At 66.3% G+C, this 24,048-nt stretch carries 21 protein-coding genes; 7 read left to right on the top strand and 14 right to left on the bottom strand.

Translation table 11 applies throughout. The annotated features are described in order from the left end of the window. Positions 1-84 precede the first annotated feature (84 nt). Both AC5Y3Z_RS09905 and AC5Y3Z_RS09900 read left to right on the top strand, forming a co-directional pair. On the top strand, positions 85-1,044 hold the full coding sequence (locus AC5Y3Z_RS09905; protein WP_463824399.1) for a hypothetical protein: 960 nt from the start codon (positions 85-87) through the stop codon (positions 1,042-1,044). 2,062 nt (positions 1,045-3,106) lie between these two features. Next, on the top strand, positions 3,107-3,889 hold the full coding sequence (locus tag AC5Y3Z_RS09900; protein WP_463824400.1) for a DUF5631 domain-containing protein: 783 nt from the start codon (positions 3,107-3,109) through the stop codon (positions 3,887-3,889). Between the two features lie 156 nt (positions 3,890-4,045). On the opposite strand, the gene AC5Y3Z_RS09895 is transcribed toward AC5Y3Z_RS09900, so the two are convergent. After that, on the bottom strand, positions 4,046-5,173 hold the full coding sequence (locus tag AC5Y3Z_RS09895) for a M24 family metallopeptidase (RefSeq protein WP_463824401.1): 1,128 nt from the start codon (positions 5,171-5,173) through the stop codon (positions 4,046-4,048). A gap of 41 nt (positions 5,174-5,214) precedes the next feature. Between AC5Y3Z_RS09895 and AC5Y3Z_RS09890 the strand changes: the two genes are divergently transcribed. Next, positions 5,215-6,171: a 5'-3' exonuclease gene (locus tag AC5Y3Z_RS09890; protein ID WP_463824402.1), complete on the top strand. Its 957-nt coding sequence runs from the start codon at positions 5,215-5,217 to the stop codon at positions 6,169-6,171. Between the two features lie 3 nt (positions 6,172-6,174). On the opposite strand, the gene AC5Y3Z_RS09885 is transcribed toward AC5Y3Z_RS09890, so the two are convergent. The 11 genes from AC5Y3Z_RS09885 to dop all read right to left on the bottom strand — a co-directional run bounded on the left by AC5Y3Z_RS09885 (position 6,175) and on the right by dop (position 18,116). Continuing rightward, positions 6,175-6,903, bottom strand: a complete 729-nt coding sequence (locus tag AC5Y3Z_RS09885) for a DUF4333 domain-containing protein (protein ID WP_463824403.1) — start codon at positions 6,901-6,903, stop codon at positions 6,175-6,177. A gap of 92 nt (positions 6,904-6,995) precedes the next feature. Further along, entirely contained in the window at positions 6,996-9,737 is a 2,742-nt protein-coding gene (locus tag AC5Y3Z_RS09880) for a DEAD/DEAH box helicase (RefSeq protein ID WP_463824404.1), read from the bottom strand. 107 nt (positions 9,738-9,844) lie between these two features. Further along, positions 9,845-10,705: a twin-arginine translocase subunit TatC gene (tatC, locus tag AC5Y3Z_RS09875; RefSeq protein ID WP_463824907.1), complete on the bottom strand. Its 861-nt coding sequence runs from the start codon at positions 10,703-10,705 to the stop codon at positions 9,845-9,847. 118 nt (positions 10,706-10,823) lie between these two features. Beyond that, a complete protein-coding gene (gene tatA, locus AC5Y3Z_RS09870) occupies positions 10,824-11,075 on the bottom strand; it encodes a Sec-independent protein translocase subunit TatA (RefSeq protein WP_463824405.1) in 252 nt (83 codons plus the stop codon). A 91-nt stretch (positions 11,076-11,166) separates the two neighbouring features. Then, positions 11,167-12,135: a helix-turn-helix transcriptional regulator gene (locus AC5Y3Z_RS09865; RefSeq protein WP_463824406.1), complete on the bottom strand. Its 969-nt coding sequence runs from the start codon at positions 12,133-12,135 to the stop codon at positions 11,167-11,169. Next, complete coding sequence (locus tag AC5Y3Z_RS09860) at positions 12,132-13,130, bottom strand: helix-turn-helix transcriptional regulator (RefSeq protein ID WP_463824407.1); 999 nt, start codon at positions 13,128-13,130, stop codon at positions 12,132-12,134. The genes AC5Y3Z_RS09865 and AC5Y3Z_RS09860 overlap by 4 nt, the downstream gene beginning before the upstream one ends. An 80-nt stretch (positions 13,131-13,210) precedes the next feature. Then, complete coding sequence (gene pafA, locus AC5Y3Z_RS09855; protein ID WP_463824408.1) at positions 13,211-14,569, bottom strand: Pup--protein ligase; 1,359 nt, start codon at positions 14,567-14,569, stop codon at positions 13,211-13,213. Positions 14,570-14,688: 119 nt separating this feature from the next. Next, a complete protein-coding gene (gene prcA / locus AC5Y3Z_RS09850) occupies positions 14,689-15,450 on the bottom strand; it encodes a proteasome subunit alpha (RefSeq protein ID WP_463824409.1) in 762 nt (253 codons plus the stop codon). After that, on the bottom strand, positions 15,447-16,313 hold the full coding sequence (prcB, locus tag AC5Y3Z_RS09845) for a proteasome subunit beta (RefSeq protein WP_463824410.1): 867 nt from the start codon (positions 16,311-16,313) through the stop codon (positions 15,447-15,449). Before prcB ends, prcA begins: the two co-directional genes overlap by 4 nt. After that, on the bottom strand, positions 16,310-16,504 hold the full coding sequence (locus tag AC5Y3Z_RS09840; RefSeq protein ID WP_065049939.1) for a ubiquitin-like protein Pup: 195 nt from the start codon (positions 16,502-16,504) through the stop codon (positions 16,310-16,312). The genes prcB and AC5Y3Z_RS09840 overlap by 4 nt, the downstream gene beginning before the upstream one ends. A gap of 115 nt (positions 16,505-16,619) precedes the next feature. Then, complete coding sequence (gene dop / locus AC5Y3Z_RS09835) at positions 16,620-18,116, bottom strand: pup deamidase/depupylase (RefSeq protein WP_463824411.1); 1,497 nt, start codon at positions 18,114-18,116, stop codon at positions 16,620-16,622. Between the two features lie 191 nt (positions 18,117-18,307). On the opposite strand from dop, the gene AC5Y3Z_RS09830 reads away from it, so the two are divergent. Both AC5Y3Z_RS09830 and AC5Y3Z_RS09825 read left to right on the top strand, forming a co-directional pair. Further along, positions 18,308-19,468 carry a hypothetical protein gene (locus tag AC5Y3Z_RS09830; protein ID WP_463824412.1) on the top strand — a complete coding sequence of 387 codons (1,161 nt, stop codon included), beginning with the start codon at positions 18,308-18,310 and terminating at the stop codon, positions 19,466-19,468. Positions 19,469-19,477: 9 nt separating this feature from the next. Next, positions 19,478-20,119, top strand: coding sequence for a hypothetical protein (locus AC5Y3Z_RS09825; protein ID WP_463824413.1), 642 nt, complete (start codon positions 19,478-19,480; stop codon positions 20,117-20,119). A 17-nt stretch (positions 20,120-20,136) separates the two neighbouring features. On the opposite strand, the gene arc is transcribed toward AC5Y3Z_RS09825, so the two are convergent. Continuing rightward, positions 20,137-21,966 (bottom strand): proteasome ATPase, encoded by a 1,830-nt coding sequence (gene arc / locus AC5Y3Z_RS09820; RefSeq protein WP_463824414.1) that lies wholly within the window; start codon positions 21,964-21,966, stop codon positions 20,137-20,139. A 283-nt stretch (positions 21,967-22,249) separates the two neighbouring features. On the opposite strand from arc, the gene lppK reads away from it, so the two are divergent. Then, a complete protein-coding gene (gene lppK / locus AC5Y3Z_RS09815) occupies positions 22,250-22,864 on the top strand; it encodes a lipoprotein LppK (protein ID WP_463824415.1) in 615 nt (204 codons plus the stop codon). 6 nt (positions 22,865-22,870) lie between these two features. Further along, complete coding sequence (locus tag AC5Y3Z_RS09810) at positions 22,871-23,167, top strand: DUF503 domain-containing protein (RefSeq protein WP_463824416.1); 297 nt, start codon at positions 22,871-22,873, stop codon at positions 23,165-23,167. Between the two features lie 21 nt (positions 23,168-23,188). Here the strand turns inward: AC5Y3Z_RS09810 and trmI are convergent, their stop codons facing one another. Next, a complete protein-coding gene (trmI, locus tag AC5Y3Z_RS09805) occupies positions 23,189-24,031 on the bottom strand; it encodes a tRNA (adenine(58)-N(1))-methyltransferase TrmI (protein ID WP_463824417.1) in 843 nt (280 codons plus the stop codon). Positions 24,032-24,048: the final 17 nt, after the last annotated feature.

Genomic DNA, 24,048 nt, shown 5'->3' with positions numbered 1-24,048 from the left:
CCATCACCCGATCTCCGGGAGCCGGTCGCCTGGCCGGCTCGCTGGACCGGTCGCGCAGGGACGCGTCATGAATGGGAGGACGTGATGAGCGGGGACGACCAGCTGCGGATCATCCTCGAGCAGCTTTCCCAGCTGCTGGGGATACCGGCTCCGCCCATGATCACGCCTGACCAGTTGGCGAGTGGGAGCTCGAAAATCAGCCAGTTGTTACGCGCATTGGGTGCAGCGGCCAACGCCGGTGATGCCGAAGACAATGGTGAAGCTCTGGCCGGGCACGCCGAGCGCGAGGCAAAGACATCTGAAGCACTGGCCAAGTTCCCAGCCAATGAAGAACAGGCGGCTGCGCAGCTGGCCGGCGTCGGCGGTCAGGGCGAGATGTCGCAGATGTTGCAGCAGATGCCGCAGATGGCATCCGGTATCGCCGGCGGTATAGCAGGCGCGCTGGGAGGCTTGCTGCAACCGTTCAGCCAGATTCCCTCCCAGCTCGCCCAGGCTGGCCAGCAGGCCATGCAAGCCGGAATGGGGATGATGCAGCAGCAAGGTTCGCATCTGGGCGAGACCGAGCCCGCCGACATGCTGGACGCCGACGGTGAATTCGGCGGTGGCAGTGGTGGATCCGCCGGGGCCGGTGGTGGCGCCAGCGGAGGTGGCGGCGCAGGTCTTGAGGGAACCACGCCGACGGCGATGCTCGGCCCACCGCCAACACCGTCGGCCGGTACCGTGCCGGCGTCCTCCCACGCCGCGTCGCCGGTGGCGACGCCCCCGGCCGAACCTGCGGCAAGTCCGCGTGGGGGGATGGGCGCGATGCCGATGATGCCGCCGGGCGCCATGCAGGGCGCCGCCAACAGCGGCAGTGACGCCAAGCCCGATACCAAACGCATCGTAGGGCCGACGGTGAAAAACGGGGCGCCCGTGCAGGGACGCATCACCGCGCCGCCACCGAGACCAGCGGTGGTCAAGCATGTCGAAGGCAAGCCGGTGCCGACTCGACGCATCCTGCTGCCCGACGACAAGCGCAACGACGGCGCCGATTCCGGCCGCTGAGATTCTTCAGCAAATGCTGCGGGGTCCTTGATTCGGTGTTCACAGGCTTATTTTGTCTGGTCGGGCAAAGTCTGACTGGCGGAATTTCTGATGGACGATACGATCCACGCGTGTCGAATGTGCCTCCTCCGCAGCCAGTGCCACCGCCGTGGCCCGTGGTCGCCTCTCCACTTCGTCCGCCGTCGCGGTGGCCCGCGTTGGTGTCACTCGTGATCGCACTGGTTGCGATCGGGGTCGCTATTGCAGCCTGGTTGCGTCCTATTCCTGCTCCGTATAAGCCGCCTCCGGCGCCGACGTATTCGAGTCAACAGGTAGCGGATGCGAAGGGGAAGGTATGCGCTGCGTATGCGAAGGTGCATCAAGCTTTTGCGGTAGTAGGTGCACGCGATGGGGGTGATGACCCTACCGCTGGCCTCGCGGTTGCTACTAGCTCCCGACAGGCACTCGAGGTGGGCAGTCGCTACCTCCTTTCGAAGCTCGCAGCAGAGCCCGCCACAGATGCAGAGCTAGCAGAGGCGATGCACTCGATTGCGGAGGCTTATCAAGAACTCGCGATTAGCTATCTTGCAGACGCTCGCGATTCCGATGTCGAGCCGACGCGCCAATCAGTAGACCGGCTTTCGTCGAAGATCGATGGACTCTGCAAGTGACCGACTTGCCACCGGGGGAATGGTCTTATCTTCTCGTCGGCGACCAGTGGCCTAGTGAACACGAAATGTTAACGTTGCAAAATGCAAGATCTAATCGGCAGACACTCAAGAACAATTTTTCCGACTTTGCTAATAGGATGCGCAAGGCCCAACTGGAATCATTAGCGCAGCAAAGCGGTTTAACTATTGATTACCTACGCGAAGAATTTCGCCTCGGAGAGATGCACGCTCGGTGCATCGAAGAAAAGAATGCCGTGAAGGAAAGGGCGTATAGCACAGCTTACAACAGTATGCAGAGCCTTCGTCAGTCTTTAATTACCTTGGCAGAAGAAGGCAACAAAGAAATCAAACAGGTCCAAGAGTCCAAAGAACCAACTGGCATTAAACTCGCTTCGATCGTCGCAATCATTGAGCAATATCGCGAGCAGGCAAATCTCTCAGCAGCCAAATATGGTAGCAACTTACTGGAGGGAATCCAGCATATCTTAGATGCAGATGCTTCCAATCAATCAGCCCGCGCATTCGCATCAACTCAAGGAATCGACGTTAGCCAAATGTTCCGACAACCTACTGATCATCGAGAGGTTGAGGACCAAGTACGGGCTATGCTTAACAAACAACCCGGCCATTCCAATTTGCCCGGCAATGCTTCAGACCATCCGACGGCGCCGCCCGGATCGTCTTTCGAGACCGGGATTCGAGAGGAAGTCCGGCTACCGGGTCATCTCGCGGATAGCCATCTTCCCAGCGGCGCCCACCCACCGCTGCATAGCGAGCACACAAATGTGCCCGGAAACCTTCGGACGCAACCCCAGTTCAGTCCCGTATCGGGTCGGCTCGCAACCCCTTCGCCGGCTGCCACTGCAGGACCAACAGGTGGTGCCGCGACGCCCGCGCCCCGTGCGTCTACGTCTTCAACACCATTGCTAGTGGGTCAGCCCCTTTCAACACCGACCCCAAGCGCCGTCATCGATTCTCGTATGCCCAGCGTTACTCCGTCACCAGCTCTCTCCCCCTCCGAACTCGCCCAAAGCTTCAATAGGGGTCTCGAAACTGGCGCACCGATTTCCCCACCGGTACACGCGATGCCGTCGACTCCAACCACGTCAGCGGAGTCGCATTTCACCCATCCCGTGTCAACGACTCCCGCAGCAGTCTCCAACGCGCCGGTACATGTTCCAGTGACGGATTCGCCCCCACCGGTTCACCACCCGACCGTCTCCGAAGGACCCTCGCCGGCCCCGCAGATAGTCGCCGCCGCACCTGCGGTGGCACCCGCCGTCACGCCGCAGCCCGTCGGGCCACTTCCCTCCTACGGTGCTGACCTACGGCCCCCGGTCACGACTAACCTCGCCCCGCCCGCGCCTTCGAGCGTGCCGCCACCGTTGCCGGCGACGCCGAGCTCGGCGCCGGTGAACCCATCGGCGGGCCAGTCTGGCGCGGGCCAGCCTGCGGTCGTACGCCAAAGCACCAGCCCAGCGACTCCCCCGCCGTCGCCGGGAACCGGGGTCGCGGCCCACGCTGTCGCTGCCACCGCCACCGGAGCTGCCGTCGGCGCGGCGTCAGCCGACGCCGCCGCCCGAGCCAGACTGCAGCGCCTGGTCAACTCGGTCGCGCGTCAACAACCTCGCCTGGCCTGGGCTGCCGGCGACCGCGCCGACCAAACCACTGTGCTGACAACGGATTTGGCCAGCGGATGGGTCCCGCCGAGTATCGACCTGCCTTCCGCGGTGACGCTGCTGACTCCGGCCCGGCGCCGCCGCAACCTGGAAGCCCTGCTCGGTGACGTCACCGTCGTCGCCAGCTACACACCGATCCATCATGTTGCATGCGACGACGGCGATCCCCCAGCAACGTCGACGCGGCCCCGATCTGCGCCCGACATCACCGATCTCGGCTGGGAGTTGTGCCAGGCCACGCAATGGCGCGACGGGCTGCCGCGACTTGCTCACACACTGGCCAAGGCGGCTTCGGCGGGCACAGGTGTGCTTGATTCCGAGGTTGACCTGCTACACCAGCACCTGAACACCATCAGCTCCCAAGTGCTCGACGGCTACCCCGACAAGATCGATGCCCACGCCGTCGGCAACTGGCAACTGCTGGCGGCAATCGAAGCGCTCATCAGCGACAACAAGACCATCGCGAACTACCACCTCGCCTGGTTCCTGGCCGGCAGACCGACCGCCGACAGTTAGCAGCCAAACCACGGACCGGTCGGACCCGTGACGAGTTCCGTCCCGGCTATCGCAAGTTCGCCCTGCTGTGCTACCTGGCTAGCCGGCGAAAATCAGCGCCGCCGTGCCAATCCTGCACCGACGCAGGGACGTTGACCGCCCGACCGGGGCGCCGAGTCAGTCCACCGGCACCACGATCAACTCATGCGGACGGTTGTTGACCGACATCGCACCGTCGTCGGTGACCACCACGATGTCCTCCACCCGCGCACCCCACCGACCCGGAAAGTAGATGCCCGGCTCGATGGAGAACGCCATCCCCGCGGCCAACGGCAGATCGTTGCCGGCGACGATGTAGGGCTCCTCGTGCACGCACAGCCCGATACCGTGCCCGGTGCGGTGCACGAAATACTCCGCGAGTCCGGCCTCAGCCAGCACATCACGCGCTGCCGCATCGACCTGCGCTGCGGTCACCCCTGGCCGGACAACGTCGAAAGCCGCACGCTGAGCTCGCTGGAGCAACGAATATTGCTCCGCCACTTCCGAAGTGGGCTCTCCGATGCTGTAGGTTCGCGTCGAATCGGAGTGGTATCCCGGCTCGTAGGTGCCACCGATATCGACGACCACGATGTCTCCGACCGCCAACTCGCGATCCGAATACCGGTGATGGGGATCGGCGCCGTGCGGCCCGGACCCGACGATGACAAACGCCACATCTGAATGCCCCTCGGCGACAATCGCTTTGGAAATATCGGCGGCGACGTCGGCTTCGGTCCGGCCGGGTATCAGGAAGTCGGGCACCCGGGCATGCACCCGGTCGATCGCCGCGCCGGCCTTGCGCAACGCGTCAATCTCGGCCTCTTCCTTGACCATTCGGAGCTCGCGCAACACATCGGTGGCCAGCACCGGCATCACGCCCAGCGCACCGGCCAGCGGCAGCAGATGCAATGCGGGCATCGAATCGGTGACCGCCACCGCGGCGGGAGCGACGTTGAATACCTCGCTCACCAACCGATACGGGTCGTCGCCGTCGACCCAGTCCTGGACCCGCAAGCCCATTTCCAGCACTGCGGAATCCTTCAGCGTTGCAAGCTCCAACCGCGGCAACACCACCGTCGGGTCACCGAGCGCGGGCAGCACCAAGGCGGTGAGCCGCTCGAATGTCTCTGCGCGCGAGCCCAGCAGATACCTCAGGTCGTAACCCGGAGTGATCACCAGGCCGGCCAGACCTGCCCGGGCGGCCAACCCGGCGGCGGCCTCCAGCCGACGGGCATACACCCCGGCGTCGAATCGGTGAGAGTCCATGGTCAGTCAGGCTAACCGGGCAACCTGGCAGGATGATCCGCATGCCCGCCCCCCTAGCGCTGCTGGACGGCGCCAGCATGTGGTTTCGTTCCTTCTACGGGTTGCCGTCGTCGATCAAAGCCCCGGACGGCCGCCCAGTCAACGCCGTTCGCGGCTTCATCGATTCGATGGCTGCGGTGATCGCCCAACAGAAGCCGAGTCGGCTCGCGGTGTGCCTCGATCTGGACTGGCGCCCCCAGTTCCGGGTGGATTTGATCCCGTCGTACAAATCTCATCGGGTGGCTCAGGAGGAGCCGGCGGGTGAACCCGACGTCGAGGAAGTGCCCGACGAACTGACTCCGCAGGTCGACATGATCATGGAGTTGCTGGACGCGTTCGGGATCGCGACGGCGGGCGCGCCCGGGTTCGAGGCCGACGACGTGCTGGGCACCTTGGCCGCCAAGGAACGCAATGATCCAGTGGTGGTGGTCAGCGGGGACCGGGACCTGCTTCAGGTGGTGTCCGAGGAGCCGGTGCCGGTGCGGGTGCTCTACCTCGGTCGCGGCCTGAAGAACGCCACCCTGTTCGGGCCCGAACAGGTCGCAGACCAGTACGGCGTTCCGGTGGACCGGGCCGGGCCCGCTTACGCCGAGTTCGCGCTGCTGCGTGGGGACCCATCCGACGGCCTGCCGGGTGTGCCCGGGGTGGGCGAGAAAACTGCCGCCACCCTGCTGGCCCAGTACGGGTCACTTGAGCGACTCATGGCTGCCGCGGCGGACCCCAAGTCCAAGATGGCCAAGGGAGTGCGCACCAAACTGCGCGACGCCACCGACTACATCACGGCAGCAGAAAAGGTGGTGCGGGTCGCTACCGACGCCCCGATCACACTGTCGACGCGCAACGACAAGCTGCCCCTGCACGCAGCCGATCCCAAACGCACTGCTGAGCTGGCGACCGAATACCGCGTCGGTTCCTCGGTGGGCCGGTTGCAGAAAGCGCTCGACGGGCTGCCGTCGTAGCCGCTACTGCGGCCGGCCAACCTCGTAGGTGCCCTTGTCGTCCTGGAAGGTCACCGTGACGCGCTTGGATGCGCCGTCGATGCTGACCGTGCAGTCGAAGGTACCGCCCTTCTTCACGGTCGGGTTGGATCCGCCGTTGCACTTGACGTCTTTGACGTTCTTGGCGCCATAACCATTGGTTTCGTCGGTCAAAATCGTCTGCACGCCAGTGTTGGCTTTGTTGACGTCCAGTGTGGTGGTGACGAAGAAACCGGGCGCGACAAACCCGAGGATGCCGACGACCACGATCAGCAGCGCCAAGATGCCGCCGACCACACCGAAAATGAGGCCTTTGGAACGCTTGGGGCCGGGCTGGCCGTAGGGCGAGGGCTGGCCCGGGTACTGGCCGGGTTGTCCGTATTGGCCGGGCTGACCCGGCTGGCCGTACTGGGGCTGACCGTACGGAGCAGCCTGCCCGTACTGGGGCTGCCCGTACTGGGATTGGTCGTACTGCGGAGTCCCGCCGAACTGGGTGGCCTGCGAGTTGGGATCGTACCCGGGTTGGGCGTACTGCTGCTGGGGGTAGGCCTGCTCGGCCGGCTGCTGGTATCCGGCGGGATATTCGGCGGCAGGGTAGGACTGCGCGTGCCAGGTCGCGTCCTGACCCGGCTGCTGCTGCCAGGGCGACCCGGCCACCGTCGGGTCCGAGGAGCCCTGGCCGGGCTGCTGCCACCTCGGGTCTGGTCCACTCATCGTTACTCCTCAGTCCGGTTTGTCCTGGCCACGCGTTGGGCCGTCCAGTCCTGTGTCGATCACGTCCGGATGTAACCGTAGCTCGGCCTAGCCTACCCGGCGTCAACTGCGACGACGCCGCGCCGAACGTCATTGATAGCGCGCTTGGCGGCGGCACGCACATCGGGGTCCGGGGCCGCATTGCGAACCTGGTCCAGCAGGTCGAGCACCTGACGGCACCAGCGCACGAAATCCCCTGCTGACAACGGTGTTCCAGCATCCGCGGCGTCGGCGGCGGCCAGTGCCGCGGCCAGGTCGCCGGTGCGCGCCCAGCGGTAGATCACCCGCACAAAACCGTCGTCGGGTTCGCGGCTCTGGGCGATCCGGTGGGTCTGCTCATCGGCCCGCAACGCCGTCGACAACCGAGCAGTCTGCATCAACGCCTGGCGCAACGCCGGGGTCGGTACATCCGTGCCGAACGGCGCGCCAGGACCGTCCCCGCCGCGGGTTTCAAACAGCACTGCCGACACCACCGCAGCGAGCTCGGGCGGCTTCAGGCCGGCCCAGGCACCCGTGCGCAGGCACTCGGCCACCAGCAGGTCGCTCTCGCTGTAGATCCGGGCCAGCAGCCGGCCGTCGTCGGTCACCTGGGGATCGGTTGCCGGGCCGCGGATGAACTCCCGCTCGGTGAGCAGTCCGACAATCCGGTCGAACGTGCGGGCCAGCGAATTGGTGGCGGCGGCCACCTTGCGCTGCAACTGCGCATTGTCGCGTTCGATCCGGAGGTAGCGCTCGGCCTGGCGGACCTGCTCCTCGAGACCTGCAGAACTGTGCAGCGGGTGGCGGCGCAACTGCTCGCGCAGCGCCGTCAGCTCCGGATCGTAATGCGCGTTCTCCTTCGCGCGGCGCCCCGAAGGAGCCGTCAGCCCCTCGGCGGCGGCCCGCAGCGCGGACGCAAGATCCCGTCGTACCCGCGGCTGGCGGTGCTCGACCCGCTTGGGCAACGTCATGGAACCGACCGGGGGCGTGGCCCCGGTGTAGTCGGCCGACGAGATCCGCCCCGCCCAACGGTGTTCGGTCAGGACCAGCGGCCGCGGGTCGGAGGTGTCACGAGCGGACTCCAGCACCACGGCCAGCCCGCCCCGGCGGCCGTGGTTGATGGTGATGATGTCGCCGCGACGCAGCGCGGCCAGCGCATCACTGGCCGCCTGCCTGCGGTGCAGCCGAGAAGCCCGCGCCGCCGTACGTTCCAGCTCGCTGATCTGGGCGCGCAACCGGGCGTAATCCAGGACTGCTGAATCGTGACCGCCGATCTCGGCAGCGATCTCGTCGAGCATGCTCTTGCCGCGTTCGATGCCGCGCACCACGCTGACCACCGATCGGTCGGCCTGATACTGGGCGAACGACTGCTCCAGCAGCCGATGCGCCTCGTCGGGCCCGAGCTGACGCACCAGGTTGATCGTCATGTTGTACGACGGCACGAACGAGCTGCGCAGCGGGAAGGTACGGGTCGAGGCCAACCCCGCGACCTCCGACGGTTCCACATCCGGGTGCCACAGCACCACCGCGTGGCCTTCCACGTCGATGCCGCGGCGGCCAGCCCGGCCGGTCAGCTGCGTGTACTCCCCCGGCGTCAGCGGTACGTGCTGCTCACCGTTGAACTTGACCAGTTTCTCCAGCACGACCGTGCGGGCCGGCATGTTGATGCCCAGCGCCAAGGTCTCGGTCGCGAAGACGGCCCGGACCAGGCCAGCGGTGAACAGCTCCTCCACCGTGTGGCGGAAGGCGGGCAACATCCCCGCATGATGGGCGGCCAGGCCGCGCAGCAGACCTTCGCGCCACTCGTAATAGCCCAGGACGGCCAGGTCGGCGTCGGCCAGGTCGCCACAGCGGTGGTCGATGACCTCGGCGATGCGGGCCCGTTCGGCTTCGGTGGTCAGCTTGAGCGGTGATCGCAGGCACTGCTGGACGGCGGCGTCGCAGCCGACCCGGGAGAAGACAAAAGTGATGGCGGGCAGCAGCCCGGCGGAGTCCAGGGACGCGATCACATCCGGCCGCGCGGGAGGGCGGTAGAACCTGGGTCGTCCCCCACCGCGCGCCGGGCCACCGCGTGGGCCCCGGCGCGGCTGCCAGTCCGACATCCGGTCGGCCTCGCGGCGATGCGCGATGTGTTGCAACAGCTCGGGGTTGACGTGCGGCTTGTCCTTGGGGCCCTGCGACCGGTAATCGAACAGGTCGAACAGCCGTTTGCCCACCAGGACGTGCTGCCACAGCGGGACCGGCCGGTGCTCGTCGACGACCACGGTGGTGTCACCGCGCACCGTCTGAATCCAGCCGCCGAACTCCTCGGCGTTGCTGACCGTCGCGGAGAGGCTCACCACCCGCACCTCGTCGGGCAGATGCAGGATGACTTCCTCCCACACCGGCCCGCGCATCCGGTCGGCCAGGAAGTGCACCTCGTCCATCACCACGTGGGAAAGCCCCTGCAGCGCAGCCGAATCGGCGTAGAGCATGTTGCGCAGCACCTCGGTGGTCATGATGACGACCGGGGCATCGGCGTTGACCGACACGTCGCCGGTCAACAACCCGATCCGATCCTTGCCGTAGCGGGCCGTCAGGTCCGAGTGTTTTTGGTTGCTCAGCGCCTTGAGCGGGGTGGTGTAGAAGCATTTGCCGCCGGCGGCCAGCGCCAGGTGCACGGCGAACTCCCCGACCACTGTTTTTCCGGCGCCGGTCGGCGCGCAGACCAGCACGCCGTGGCCGCCCTCCAGCGCGCCACAGGCCCGCCGCTGAAAATCGTCGAGGGCAAAGGGCAGTTCGGCGCTGAATCGGGCCAACTCGGGCAGATCAGTCACCCCACCACCTTGCCGGGCTTGCGCGAGCGTCCCCAAATTGGCGGTCAAAATGCCCTTTTGTCGCACATTTAGGGGCGCTGGGCGCCGCAACGGTGGCGCGTGGGTGCTTAAGTGACGTCGTCATGACTTCCGCCGATCACCGACGGCGCGGGTATCGGCTCGGGCTTGTCGATTGGCGATGCCTCGTCGTCGGGAATGGCGGCGGCTTCGCGTTTGGCTTTACGCCGGTCGTGCAGTCTGGCGATCTGGATGGCGAACTCCAGCAGCACGGTCAGCGCCAGTCCGAGCGCGGTCATCGAGAACGGGTCGGAGCCCGGGGTGAACACCGCGGCGAACAGGAACATGGTGAAGATCAGGCCGCGCCGCCAGGATTTGAGCCGTTCATAAGTGAGCACACCGGCGAAGTTGAGCATCACGATCAGCAGCGGAAATTCGAAGCTGACCCCGAATACGACCAACAGATTGATCAGGAAGCCGAAGTACCGGTCGCCCGACAGCGCGGTCACCTGCACGTCGCTGCCGACCGTCAGCAGGAAGCTGAGCGCTTTGGACAACACCAGATAGGCCAGAAACGCGCCGGCGACGAACAGAAACGCTGCCGGGATCACGAACGCCACCGCGAACCGGCGTTCCTTCTTGTACAGGCCGGGCGTGATGAACGCCCAGAGCTCGTAGAACCACACCGGGCAGGCGGCCACGATTCCGGCCGTCATCCCGACCTTGAGCCGCAGCATGAACTGGTCGAACGGCGCGGTGGCCAGCAGCCGGCATTGCCCGTCGGCGCTGATACTGGCGCGCGCCGATTGCGGCAGTGCGCAGTACGGCTGGCGCAGCCATTCGCCCAGGCTCTCCACCCCGAAGATCGGGTGGGAGTACCAGATGAATCCGAACGCCGTGGTAACCACGATCGCGCCCAGCGAAACCAGCAGCCGGGCCCGCAGTTCGGTGAGGTGGTCGACCAGCGACATGGTCGCGTCGGGATTGACCCGGCTGCGCCGGTTACGCGGGTTCAGCCGTCTCAGCGGACCGAGAGCGCGCGCTGAGGCCCTGGCACCTTTCACCACATTCGGTCAGAATGCCGCCGGGCTAGGCCGGCCGCGCCTCGGTGTGACCCTGCTCCGCGGGCGCGGGGTGTTCGACGCGCTGCGACTGCACCGGCGTGGGGTTTTCGATGGCGGCGTCGGTCTTGTTCTCGCTCTGCATCTCGCGGACCTCGGACTTGAAGATCCGCAGCGACTTGCCCAGCGAGCGCGCTGCATCGGGGAGCCGCTTGGCACCGAACAGCACGATCACCACAACGGCCAGGATTAGCCAGTGCCACGGTTGAAGACTGCCCACTTTGATTACCTCCAGACGTTGGCCCTGATGTTACCGCAGTACGGCTGCCGCACCGGGACACGCGCGCTGCGCGCCGTCGGCGCGACCGGCATCAGCCGAGTTCAGCGGCCTGGTAGGCCGCGATGGCCGCCTCCGCGGCGGATCGGACCCGGGACGCGAGCGACTCTGGCGCCAGCACCTTGACCTCGGATCCGAAGCCCAGCACCAGCCGCGCCATCCAGTCGTCGGAGGCATAGGTCATCGTCGCCTCGCAGGAGCCGTCGGAGTGTTCGCGTACCTCCCGCAACGGGTAGTACTCGAACATCCACGACGCGGACGGCGCCACCAGCAGCGTCGCCGACGGCAAGGACGGGTCGCCGTCGAACAGCGAGGTGTCCGGCGGCGATTGCCGTGCCGGTTCCGGCGGCGAGGCGGGTTCACCCAGGTCGGTGGCGTCGACGATGCGGTCGAACCGGAACAGTCGGACCCCCTCGGCCTCGCGCGACCACGCTTCCAGGTAGCTGTGGCCGCCGATCAGCAGCACCCGGATCGGGTCGACGGTCCGCTGGGTCAGCGAGTCGTGCGAGGCGGCGTAATAGTCGAGGGTCAGCGCATGTCCGTCGCGGATGGCCGCACGTACGACCGCTGCGGCGCGGCTCTCCACCGGCGCTGGTTTTTCCACCGCGGACACGGTGTCCTCATGTCCGACGGCGCCGGCCGCCGCGGCGATCTTGGCGATCGCGCTGCGCGCTGCCTGCGGATCGACGACGCCGGGAATGTCGGCCAGCGCGCGCAATGCCACCAACAGCCCGGTTGCCTCCGGCGACGTCAGTTTGAGCGGCCGGTCGATTCCCGCCGAGAACGTCACCTTGACGGTGTCGCCGGAGAACTCGAAGTCGATCAGGTCGCCGGGGTAATAGCCCGGCAGACCGCACATCCAGAGCTGGTTGAGGTCGGCTTCGAACTGCTTGTCGGACACGCCGAGTTCGGCGGCCGCCTCGGCTTTGGTGATCGCCGGATTCGACATCAGGTAGGGCACCATGTTCAGCAGTCGCACCAGCCGGTTGGACAGTTGGGTCACGCCGGCGCCTCCGCCACAGCGGCCGCCGCCCGGAGCCGCGCCAGGACATCCTCGCGCAGCGATTGCGGCTGCAACACGATCGCGTCGGCGCCATAACCGGCGATCTCACGGGCCAGTCGGTCGCTGAATCCGATGTCGATCTCGATCACGTCGCCGTCGCGGCCGGCCAGTCGCTGCGGGCCGACCGGCCTGCCGGTGCGCCGCAATGCGGTGCCGCGTCCGTCGGCCACCCAGACGCTGGCCTGCGCGCCGGTCGGCGCTTCGGCGACGGCGGCGGCCACGATCCCGGGAAGATCAACATCCTCGGGCACGGTGACCGCGCCGGGCTGCCCGATGGGCGTGACGCCGGGACCGATCCGCGAGAGTCGGAACGTGCGGGTGGCGTTGCGGTCCCGGTCATGCCCGACGAGATACCAGCGGCCTTTCTCGGTGACGACGCCCCACGGTTCGACCGTGCGGGTGGTGAACGGTTCGGCGCGCGACGGGCGGTGCGGAAACTGGACGGCCTGCCGAGATTGGATGGCCGCCAACAGGATTCCCAGGATGTCTTCCGAGCCCCGCAGGCCGGGAACACCGGGCGGTGAGGCGATGGCCACCGGGGCACCGGAATCGACCTCCACACCGGCCGCGCGCAGCTTGAGCAGGGCGCCCTGAGTGGCGGTGATCAGCTCCGGCGATTCCCACAACTGGGTGGCGACCGCGACCGCCGCCGCCTCGGCGGCAGTCAACTCGACCTCCGGCAGCGCGTAGGCCTCGCGGTTGATGCGGTAGCCCTCGGTGGGGTCCAGATTGGACACTCTGCCGACCTCGAGCGGGATGCCCAAGTCGCGCAACTCGTTCTTGTCCCGCTCGAACATCCGCGAGAACGCTTCGGCGGTGGGGCTTTCGGAGTAGCCGGCGACGTTGGACCTGATCTTCTCGGCGGTGATGTAGCCGCGCGTGGACAGCAGGGCGATCACGAGGTTGACCAGCCGTTCGACTTTCGAAGTGGGCATCCGTCCTAGGTTAGATGCCTCGACTCCTTTTCATGCGCGGGCGCGAGCTTATGCGCAGGTTCGAGTAGCGCCGGGTTCGGTCACATACTCGCGATGAGTCGTTTCACCCGCTCGTCGACCGCCCGGAACGGGTCTTTGCACAGCACCGTGCGCTGCGCCTGGTCATTGAGCTTCAGGTGCACCCAGTCGACGGTGAAGTCACGACCGGCAGCCTGGGCTGCGCTGATGAACTCCCCGCGCAGCCGGGCGCGGGTGGTTTGCGGCGGGTGGTCCACCGCGTCGGCGATCTCCTCGTCGGTGGTGACCCGGGTGGCCAGACCCTTGCGTTGCAGCAGGTCGAAGACACCGCGGCCGCGCTTGATGTCGTGGTAGGCCAGGTCGAGCTGCGCGATCTTGGGGTCGGACAACTCCATGTTGTAGCGGTCCTGGTAGCGCTGGAAGAGCTTGCGCTTGATGACCCAGTCGATCTCGGTGTCCACCTTGGCGAAGTCCTGGCTCTCCACGGCGTCGAGCTGGCGGCCCCACAGGTCGACGACCTGCTCGATCTGCGCGTTGGGTTCACGGTTCTGCAGGTGCTCGACCGCGCGACTGTAGTACTCCCGCTGGATGTCCAGCGCGCTGGCCTGACGGCCGCCGGCCAGCCGGACCGGGCGGCGACCGGTGACGTCGTGGCTGACTTCGCGGATGGCGCGAATCGGGTTGTCCAAGGAGAAGTCCCGGAACGCCACCCCCGCCTCGATCATCTCCAGCACCAGCGCGGCGGTGCCGACCTTGAGCATGGTGGTGGTCTCGGACATGTTGGAGTCACCCACGATGACGTGCAGACGGCGGTACTTCTCGGCGTCGGCGTGCGGTTCGTCGCGGGTGTTGATGATGGGCCGGCTGCGGGTGGTCGCGCTGGACACACCTTCCCAGATGTGTTCGGCGCGCTGGGACAGGCAGAACGTCGCGGCTTTGGGGGTCTGCAGCACCTTGCCGGCCCCGCAGATCAGCTGGCGGGTGACCAGGAACGGCAGCAGCACGTCGGAGATGCGGGAGAATTCGCCGGCGCGCACGATCAGGTAGTTCTCGTGGCAGCCGTAGGAGTTGCCCGCGGAGTCGGTGTTGTTCTTGAACAGGTAGATGTCGCCGCCGATGCCCTCGTCGGCGAGCCGCTGTTCGGCGTCGACCAGCAGGTCTTCCAGCACCCATTCGCCGGCGCGGTCGTGGGTGACTAGTTGCACCAGGCTGTCGCATTCGGCGGTGGCGTACTCGGGGTGACTGCCCACGTCGAGGTAGAGCCGGGCGCCGTTGCGCAGGAACACGTTGGAGCTGCGTCCCCACGACACCACGCGGCGGAACAGATAGCGGGCCACCTCGTCCGGGCTGAGTCGACGATGCCCGTGGAAGGTGCAGGTGACACCGAACTCGGTCTCGATGCCCATGATTCGTCGCTGCACGTTATCGAGGGTACTTGCTGTCCTACCGCTGCAGTCAGCAAGCCGCGCCTGTGCCGCAACTGTGACCGGACGCGTCGGACCTGTTTCCGGCAGACCCGCGGCGCACTCCGATGCCGCGCCTACTCGGGGGACTCGCCTTCGGACTCTGCAGCGCTGTCCGATTCCGGCTCGCCGTCCTGCAGCAGGCTTTCCACCGTCGACCGGGTGAGGCGTTTGAACGCCCGCCGCGGCCGGTTGGCGTCGAGGATCGCGACTTCCAGGCTGGCCACACCTACGCTGGCCTGGCCGTTGCTACTGGAGTCGGCACTGCCGGCGCGCAGCGCTTCCACCGCCATCCGCAGGGCGTCGGGCAGCTCGGCTTCCTCGGCGAACGACTCCTTGAGTGCGTTGATGATCGGTTCGGTGGTGCCGCCCATCACCACGAAATGCGGCTCGTCGGCGATCGACCCGTCGTAGGTGATCCGGTAGAGCTCCGGGGCCTTCGTCTCGCCGTAGTGGGCGACTTCAGCCACGCACAGTTCCACTTCGTAGGGCTTGGCCTGCTCGGTGAAGATGCTGCCCAGCGTCTGGGCGTAGACGTTGGCGAGCTGCCTGCCGGTGACATCGCGACGGTCGTACGCGTAGCCGCGGGTGTCGGCAAATTGGATGCCGCCGCGGCGCAGGTTGTCGAACTCGTTGAACTTGCCGGCCGCGGCGAAACCGACCCGGTCGTACAGCTCGCTGATCTTCTGCAGCGATCGCGAGGGATTCTCCGCGACGAACAGCACGCCACCGGCGTAGGCCAGAGCCACCACGCTGCGTCCGCGGGCAATGCCCTTGCGGGCGAGCTCGCTGCGCTCGCGCATCGCCTGTTCGGGCGAGATGAAATACGGGAAGCTCACTTCTCACCGCCATCGGGGCCGAAAGTATCAGCGCGCGAACGACTTTCGATGACACCGCGCGCGAGTTCAGCGATCCGGCGCTCCGGGATCTCCATCGCGCCGTCGGCGTCGATGGTGACCGCGGTGGGATAGATGCCGCGGACCAGGTCCGGACCGCCCGTCGCGGAGTCGTCGTCGGCAGCGTCGTAGAGCGCTTCGACCGCGACCCGCAGGGCCGAATCCGCGTCGGCGACTTGGGAATACAGCTTCTTGATGGACGACTTGGCGAAGATCGAGCCCGAGCCCACCGACTGGTAGCCCTCCTCTTCGATGTTCCAGCCGCCGGCGGCGTCGAAGGACACGATGCGACCCGCTGACTCCGGGTCGGCGGCATGGATGTCGTAACCGACCAGCAGCGGCAGCGCCACCAGGCCCTGCATGGCGGCGGGCAGGTTGCCGCGCACCATGATCGCCAGCCGGTTCACCTTGCCGGCGAACGTCAGCGGCACGCCTTCGAGCTTCTCGTAGTGCTCGAGTTCGACCGCGTAGAGGCGGGCGAATTCGACCGCGATCGCCGCGGTGCCTGCGATGCCGGTGGCGGTGTAGTCGTCGGTGATGTAGACCTTGCGCACGTCGCGCCCGGCGATCATGTTGCCCTGCGTGGATCGCCGGTCTCCGGCGATCAGGACTCCGCCCGGATACTTCAGCGCGACGATGGTGGTGCCGTGCGGCAGCTGGTCGCCGAGCGAGGCACCAGTGATCCCGACGGGCAGCAACTCCGGTGCCTGGCGGCGCAGGAAGTCAGCAAACGACGACAGGTCTATGCCTGAGGATCCGGGAAGTGCTGAGTTGATGGGTAGGCGATCGGGCGACTGCCAGGTCACTGGCCGCCCTTTTGGACGTATGCCCGCACGAAGTCCTCGGCGTTCTCCTCCAGGACGTCGTCGATCTCGTCGAGCAGATCGTCGGTGTCCTCGGTCAGCTTCTCGCGGCGTTCCTGGCCAGCGGCCGCCGCACCGGTGACGTCGTCGTCATCGCCGCCGCCACCGCCGCGTTTGGTCTGCTCCTGCGCCATCGCCGCCTCCTGCTCGTCATACGCCCTTCGGGCGGGTGTCCATTCGCCCGTTGACTTTTCTCTACCCTACCGGTCGGCCCCGACATTTCGTCGGTCTGACCACGCCGTCAACCGGTCACCGCGTCAGCTGTTCCACCAGCTCCACGGCGCTGTCCACCGAATCCAGCAACTCCCCCACATGTGCTTTGCTGCCACGCAGCGGCTCCAGCGTCGGGATCCGTACCAGCGAGTCACCGCCGAGGTCGAAAATCACCGAGTCCCAACTGGCCGCGGCGATGTCGGCCCCGAACCGGCGTAGGCACTCGCCGCGGAAGTATGCGCGGGTGTCCGTCGGGGGGTTGTCCACCGCCTCGAGCACCTGATGCTCGCTAACCAGGCGCTTCATCGATCCGCGCGCCACCAGGCGGTTGTACAGGCCTTTGTCCAATCGCACGTCGGAGTACTGCAGATCCACCAGGTGCAGCCGCGGCGCCGACCAGCTCAGGTTCTCGCGCTGGCGAAACCCTTCCAGCAGCCGCAGCTTGGCCGGCCAGTCCAGCAGCTCGGCACACTCCATCGGGTCCCGTTCGAGCAGATCGAGTGCGTGTGCCCAGGTTTCCACGACGTGCGAGGCACGGGGATCCGGGTCGCGGCTGTCGACCAGCTTGGCGACCCTATCGAGGTAGATCCGTTGCAGCGCAAGGGCCGTCAACTCGCGACCGTCGACCAGCGCGACGGTCTGACGCAGCGACGGGTCGCGGCTGACCGCGTGCACGGCGTGCACCGGGCGCGCCAGGGCCAGGTCACTGAGGTCGACCCCTTCCTCGATCAGGTCCAGCGCTAGGGCGGTGGTGCCCAGCTTCAGGTAGGTCGAGGTCTCGGCGAGGTTGGCGTCACCGATGATGACGTGCAGCCGTCGGTACCGGTCGGCGTCGGCGTGCGGTTCGTCGCGGGTGTTGATGATGCCGCGCTTGAGGGTGGTCTCCAGGCCGACTTCGACCTCGATGTAGTCCGACCGTTGCGACAACTGGAAGCCGGCCTCATCACCGGAGGCGCCGATGCCGACGCGCCCGGATCCGGTCACCACCTGTCGCGACACCAGGAACGGCGTCAGGCCGGCGATGATGGCCGAGAACGGCGTCTGCCGCGACATCAGGTAATTCTCGTGCGACCCGTAGGACGCACCCTTGCCGTCGACGTTGTTCTTGTAGAGCTGCAGTTTCGCGGCACCGGGCACGCTGGCGACATGCCGTGCGGCCGCCTCCATCACCCGTTCGCCGGCCTTGTCCCAGATCACCGCGTCCATCGGGTCGGTGCATTCCGGCGCCGAATACTCCGGGTGGGCGTGGTCGACGTAGAGCCGGGCCCCATTGGTCAGGATCATGTTGGCCGCGCCGACCTCGTCGGCATCGACGACGGGTGGCGGTCCGGCCGAGCGGCTCAGATCGAACCCACGCGCGTCGCGCAGCGGCGATTCGACCTCGTAATCCCAGCGGGTACGTTTGGCGCGCTGGATGCCGGCGGCCGCGGCATAGGCCAGAACGGCTTGGGTCGAGGTGAGGATCGGGTTGGCGGTCGGGTCCGACGGCGAGGAGATGCCGTACTCGACCTCCGTCCCGATAATCCGTTGCATGCCTTGAAGCCTAGGCCCGCCGACGATGCAGCCCCTGCGGGGGCTGGTGAGGAGGCGGGCAATCAAGCCGAGCCCGCCGACGATGCAGCCCCTGCGGGGGCTGCTCCCCCGCCGTTGGCTCTGCGTCTAGGGCGACAAAGTGCGAGTAAGCCGCACCCTGCGCGCAGAGTGAACGGCTACTGTGACCCGCCATGAGCCCATCATCGGCCACGGACCAGGCGGAAAGCTGGTTCTTGCAGCGCGGTCTGCCGTCGGTGCTGACGACACGCGGGCGGTGGCGACGACTCTGGTCGCGGTCGGCGCCGATGTTGGCGGCCTACGCCACGCTGCACTGTTGGACTCTGCCGATCCTGTTCGTCGCGGACCCGGAGCACATCGTGATCGAAGGACAGCTCACCCCTCGGGACTTCTTCCTACTGGCGCTCCTCGGACTGGCCCCGGTGGCGATGGCGGTCGTCGGTTGGCTGGTGTCGCGGATGGCGGACCGTCGTAGACGCGCGACGGCCTCGACGGTGTCTACAGCGCTGGTGGGGATCGTGATTGCTCTCCAGAACGGACCGCAGCATCTCGGCAACGCTGCGGGCACCGCCGCGGTGTTGATGCTGTTGACCGGACTCGGGGTCGGGTCCGTCGCCGGTTGGTCGGCCCGCATGACGCTGTCGCACCTCACCACGATCGGCGGCCTCGCAGTTCGGGCGCTGCCGGTAGTTCTGCTGACCACCCTGGTCTTCTTCAATGGCAATGTCTGGCTGATGTCGGCGACCATCACCGGCGGCCGATTGGCGCTCGCAGTGGTGTTCTTGGTCGGCATCTCCGCCGCGTTCGTGGTCTCTGCGACCGCAGAACGTATCCGGCCAATGCTGCGCTCGCCAACCGGGGTCACCGACGAGGCAGAACGCCTAGCCGACACGCCCTTTGCGGCGATGCCGGACCCGCCGAACGCACCCGCGTTGAGCAGGATTGAGCGCGTCAACGTAGTTTTCGTGCTGGTCGCCTCGCAACTGACCCAGATCACGGTGGTCGCGGCGCTCACTAGCGGGATCTATGTGGTCCTCGGTTTGATCGTGCTGACTCCGGCCCTGCTCAAAGAGTGGGCCCGCACCACCGAGGCCAACTCGACGATTCTGAACCTGACGGTTCCCGTGCCTGATTCGCTGACTCATTTGTGCTTATTCCTGGGGGCGTTGACCTTCATGTACGTCAGCGCCCGCGCGGCCGGCGACGACGACTACCGCGCGACGTTCGTCGACCCGCTGATCGCCGACCTGCGTGCCGCCCTGGTGGCGCGTGGCCGGTATCGCGGTCCGGTAGCGACTACGCCGATGATTGACGCTGGTGAGCTGGGTGATTAGGTTCACCCTGTGTCAGCCCCACAATCGAGTTCCACATCCCGCCATGCCGCGGGTGACCTGTCCGGGAAGCGTTACGGCGAAGTACTTCTCGTAACCCCCGGCGAGGCGGGTCCGCAAGCCACCGTCTACAACAGCTTCCCGCTCAACGACTGTCCGGCCGAGCTCTGGTCGGCTCTGGACGCTCACGCCATCGCAACCGAAAACGGTGCGGCCACTGCGCTACTCAACGGTCCGCGCTACTGGTTGATGAACAGCATCGAGAAGCCCTCTGCGGGAATGCAGATCATCAAGACCTTCGGGGGCATCGACATGTTGCTGCAGGCCACTGTGCTGCTCTCGTCGATGAACCCGTCGCCGTACACCGTCAACCAGGTGAGCCGCAACACAGTGTTCGTCTTCGACGCTGGCCAGGAGATCTATGAACTTCAGGACCCGCACGGCCGGCAGTGGGTGATGCAAACCTGGAGCCAGGTGGCCGACCCCAACCTGTCGCGGGCGGATCTGCCCAAGCTTGGCGAGCGACTCAACCTGCCGACGGGCTGGGCGTATCACTCGCGTGTGCTCTCCGACGAGTTGCGCGTCGACACCACCACCCAAGCCGCTCAGGTACTGCAGGATGACCTGACCAACAGCTATTCGCTGGTGACCTGAGTCTGAACGCGCCTGGGCTACAGGTACTGACCCAGGTTCGACTCGGTATCGATGGCCCGCGACGCGCTCGACGACTTGCCGGTGACCAGGGTGCGGATATAGACGATCCGTTCACCCTTCTTGCCCGAAATCCGCGCCCAGTCATCGGGATTGGTGGTGTTGGGCAAGTCCTCGTTCTCGGCGAACTCGTCGACGATCGAGTCGAGCAGGTGCTGGATGCGCAGACCCGGCTGGCCTGTCTCCAACACCGACTTGATCGCGTTCTTCTTTGCCCGGTCGACGACGTTCTGGATCATTGCCCCGGAGTTGAAGTCCTTGAAGTACATGACTTCCTTGTCACCGTTGGCGTAGGTGACCTCCAGGAACCGGTTGTCGTCGATCTCGGCGTACATCCGCTCGACGACCTTCTCGATCATCGCCCGGATGCAGGCACCGCGGTCGCCCTCGAACTCGGCGAGGTCGTCGGCGTGCACCGGCAGCGTGTCCACCAGGTACTTGGAGAAGATGTCCTGTGCCGCTTCGGCATCCGGGCGCTCGATCTTGATCTTCACGTCCAGACGGCCGGGCCGCAGGATGGCCGGGTCGATCATGTCCTCGCGGTTGGAGGCGCCGATCACGATGACGTTCTCGAGTCCCTCGACACCGTCGATCTCGGACAGCAACTGCGGCACCACGGTGGTCTCGACGTCCGAGGAGACGCCGGTGCCGCGGGTGCGGAAGATCGAGTCCATCTCGTCGAAGAACACGATCACCGGGGTGCCCTCGGAGGCCTTTTCCCGGGCCCGCTGGAAGATCAGCCGGATGTGCCGCTCGGTCTCGCCGACGAACTTGTTGAGCAGTTCGGGGCCCTTGATGTTGAGGAAGTAGGACTTGGCCTCGCGGGCGTCGTCCCCACGCAGGTCCGCCATCTTCTTCGCCAGCGAGTTTGCCACCGCCTTGGCGATCAGGGTCTTACCGCAACCGGGCGGGCCATAGAGCAGCACACCCTTGGGCGGACGCAACGCGTACTCGCGGTACAGATCCTTGTGCAGGAACGGCAACTCGACGGCGTCACGGATCTGCTCGATCTGACGGGTCAGACCACCAATGTCGGAGTAGCTGACATCCGGCACCTCTTCGAGCACCAGGTCCTCGACCTCGGCCTTCGGGATGCGCTCGAACGCGTAGCCGGCTTTGGTGTCGACCAGCAGCGAGTCACCCGGCCGCAGTTTGCGGGGCCGGCTGTCGTCGTTGAGGGCGTCGGGATGCCCTTCGGGCAGGTCCTCAGCGACCAGCGGTTCGGCCAGCCAGACGATGCGCTCCTCGTCAGCGTGGCCGACCACCAACGCCCGGTGCCCGTCGTTGAGCACCTCACGCAGCGTGGAGATCTCACCGACCGATTCGAACGTCCCGACCTCGACCACGGTCAGTGCCTCGTTGAGCCGGACGGTCTGGCCCTTCCGCATCGACGAGGTGTCGATGTTCGGCGAGCACGTCAGACGCATCTTGCGACCCGAGGTGAACACGTCGACGGTCTCGTCCTCGTGCGTGCCGAGTAGCACGCCGTAACCGCTGGGCGGCTGCCCCAACCGGTCCACTTCTTCGCGCAGCGCCAGCAGTTGTTGGCGAGCCTCTTTAAGAGTTTCCATTAATTTGGAATTGCGCGCGGCGAGTGAGTCGATACGGGCTTCGAGTTGATGGACGTCGCGGGCCGTGCGCGTGGAGCTCTGATGGGCCGCTACGTTGTCCAGTTGCTCGCGCAGCACTGCTGCTTCACGACGCAACTGTTCCAACTCGGCAGCATCTTCGCTGGACAGGGGGATATCGCGGGGGTTCTTGAATGCTTCAGAACGCTCTGAGTCACCCATGTTGCGCTCCTTTCCCGCACCAGGAATGGCGTGGCGGATACATCCAAGCTACCGGCCAACCGCGAATGATGTGCGCAGTCAAATGCCCTTGAAAAGTTACAAGTTGGGTCACGCTGGTAATCTCGGGTTCTACTCGGGCCGCGCGAAAGGACTTCTGTGACGACGAAATCCCTAGCCACAGGCATTCTTATCGATGCGACGACAGGCTGCGCAAGCCCGGATGTGACTTACGTTTCATTCCGGTGGTTACCCACTTATCGGCGATAACCGCGCCCGCAAACGAATGTCCCGCAACGTCCGCGTAACACTGAGCGCCGCCCTCGTCACAGCGGCGGTCGCGATAGCCGGCTGTTCGCATGACACCGCAAAGAATATGGGCGCCAACGATTCGTCGCTGCCTGCTGCCTCGTCGAGCGCACCGGCCGCCCCGCCGACCGCTCCCCTGCCCGCGCCCGAAGCTCTCAGCGACATCCTGGTTCGGCTTGCCGATCCAGCCGTGCCTGGTGCCGAGAAGTTGAATCTTGTTCAGGGCTCCGGTCCGGATACCGTCGGCGCCTTGGACCGTTTCACCACCGCCGCACGTGACGGCGGCTACCTGCCGATGACGTTCGTCGCCAACAACATCGCCTGGTCAAGTCAGAACCCGTCGAACGCGATGGCCACCGTCGTGGTCACCACCGCCAACCCGCAGCACCGCGAGTTCACCTTCCCGATGGAGTTCACCCCGTTCCAGGGCGGATGGCAGCTGTCACGCAAGACCGCGGAGATGCTGTTGGCCATGCAGAATGCGGGAACGCTGCCCCCGACATCGCCGCCGCCGCCCGGGCCTCCCCCGGTACCCGGCTCAGACCCCAGCCCGGCACCCGCGCCGCCCGCCAGCCCGTCGCCGACGCCGTAGCGCACCGTGTGGATCGGCTGGCTGGAATTCGATCTGCTGTTGGGTGATGTGCACTCCCTCAAGCAGAAACGCTCGGTGATCCGCCCGGTCGTCGCCGAACTGCACCGCAAGTTCAGCGTGTCCGCCGCCGAGACCGGGTCACAGGATCTGCATCGTCGCGCGGGGATCGGGTTGGCGGTGGTGTCGGCCGATCGGGCGCATGCGCTCGACGTTCTCGACCGGGCCGAACGGCTGGTCGCGGCACACCCGGAATTCGAGCTGCTCTCGGCGCGCAGAGGATTGCACCGCAGCGACGACGACTAGGCCAGCTCGGTCTGTTGCCGATCAGCCGTCGCGACCCTCGCGCTTGCGACCCAGCGGCATCGGCGCAACCGTGCCGGGCGCCAAGCGGCGCATCGCGATCAGGAAGGCGGTGTGCCCGCGCATCGTGTGTTGTGGCCGCACCGCCAACCCGACCACATTCCAGCCGCGCTGCAACGTCTCCCAGGACCGCGGTTCGGTCCAGCACTGTTGGGCGCGCACCGCCTCCACCGTCTTAGAGAGCTGGGTGACGGTGGCGACGTAGATCACCAGCACGCCGCCGGCGACCACCAGTCGCGACACCGCATCGAGCACGTCCCACGGCGCCAGCATGTCCAGCACCGCGCGGTCGAAGGATCCGTCGGGCAAGTCGGAATCGGCGAGGTCACCGAGGATTAATTGCCAGTTGTCCGGCAGCTCGCCGTAGTAGCTGCCGACATTGCGCCGGGCGTGTTCGGCGTGGTCGGCGCGCTGCTCGTAGGACACGACCTGCCCTCGGGGGCCGACCGCCCGCAGCAGCGACAGGGTGAGGGCACCGGAACCGGCGCCGGCTTCCAGCACCCGCGCGCCGGGAAAGATGTCGCCCTCGTGCACGATCTGGGCGGCGTCTTTGGGGTAGATCACCTGCGGTCCGCGCGGCATGGACATGACGTAGTCGACCAGCAGCGGACGGAGCACCAGGAACAGCGCGCCGTTGCTGGACTTGACCACGCTGCCCTGCTCCAGGCCGATGATCGTGTCGTGGGCGATGCGGCCGCGATGAGTGTGGAATTCGCTGCCCGGCGTGAGCGTGATGGTGTAGTGGCGGCCCTTGGCGTCGGTGAGCTGGACGCGCTCGCCGACAGTGAACGGACCGGTGGCTGACACGCCGTCCAGCGTGCCAG

It is taken from the genome of Mycobacterium sp. NGS61, assembly GCF_059812325.1.
This window is presented reverse-complemented; position numbering and strand designations above follow the sequence as displayed.

Excerpts from the sequence above, each read along its gene's own strand:
- AC5Y3Z_RS09885 (WP_463824403.1), bottom strand. The coding sequence starts at position 6,903 with ATGAGTGGACCAGACCCGAGGTGGCAGCAGCCCGGCCAGGGCTCCTCG.
- lppK (WP_463824415.1), top strand. The coding sequence starts at position 22,250 with ATGTCCCGCAACGTCCGCGTAACACTGAGCGCCGCCCTCGTCACAGCG.
- AC5Y3Z_RS09840 (WP_065049939.1), bottom strand. The coding sequence starts at position 16,504 with ATGGCGCAGGAGCAGACCAAACGCGGCGGTGGCGGCGGCGATGACGAC.
- tatC (WP_463824907.1), bottom strand. The coding sequence starts at position 10,705 with ATGTCGCTGGTCGACCACCTCACCGAACTGCGGGCCCGGCTGCTGGTT.
- AC5Y3Z_RS09890 (WP_463824402.1), top strand. The coding sequence starts at position 5,215 with ATGCCCGCCCCCCTAGCGCTGCTGGACGGCGCCAGCATGTGGTTTCGT.
- arc (WP_463824414.1), bottom strand. The coding sequence starts at position 21,966 with ATGGGTGACTCAGAGCGTTCTGAAGCATTCAAGAACCCCCGCGATATC.
- AC5Y3Z_RS09860 (WP_463824407.1), bottom strand. The coding sequence starts at position 13,130 with ATGCCCACTTCGAAAGTCGAACGGCTGGTCAACCTCGTGATCGCCCTG.
- dop (WP_463824411.1), bottom strand. The coding sequence starts at position 18,116 with ATGCAACGGATTATCGGGACGGAGGTCGAGTACGGCATCTCCTCGCCG.
- AC5Y3Z_RS09895 (WP_463824401.1), bottom strand. The coding sequence starts at position 5,173 with ATGGACTCTCACCGATTCGACGCCGGGGTGTATGCCCGTCGGCTGGAG.
- AC5Y3Z_RS09905 (WP_463824399.1), top strand. The coding sequence starts at position 85 with ATGAGCGGGGACGACCAGCTGCGGATCATCCTCGAGCAGCTTTCCCAG.
- AC5Y3Z_RS09830 (WP_463824412.1), top strand. The coding sequence starts at position 18,308 with ATGAGCCCATCATCGGCCACGGACCAGGCGGAAAGCTGGTTCTTGCAG.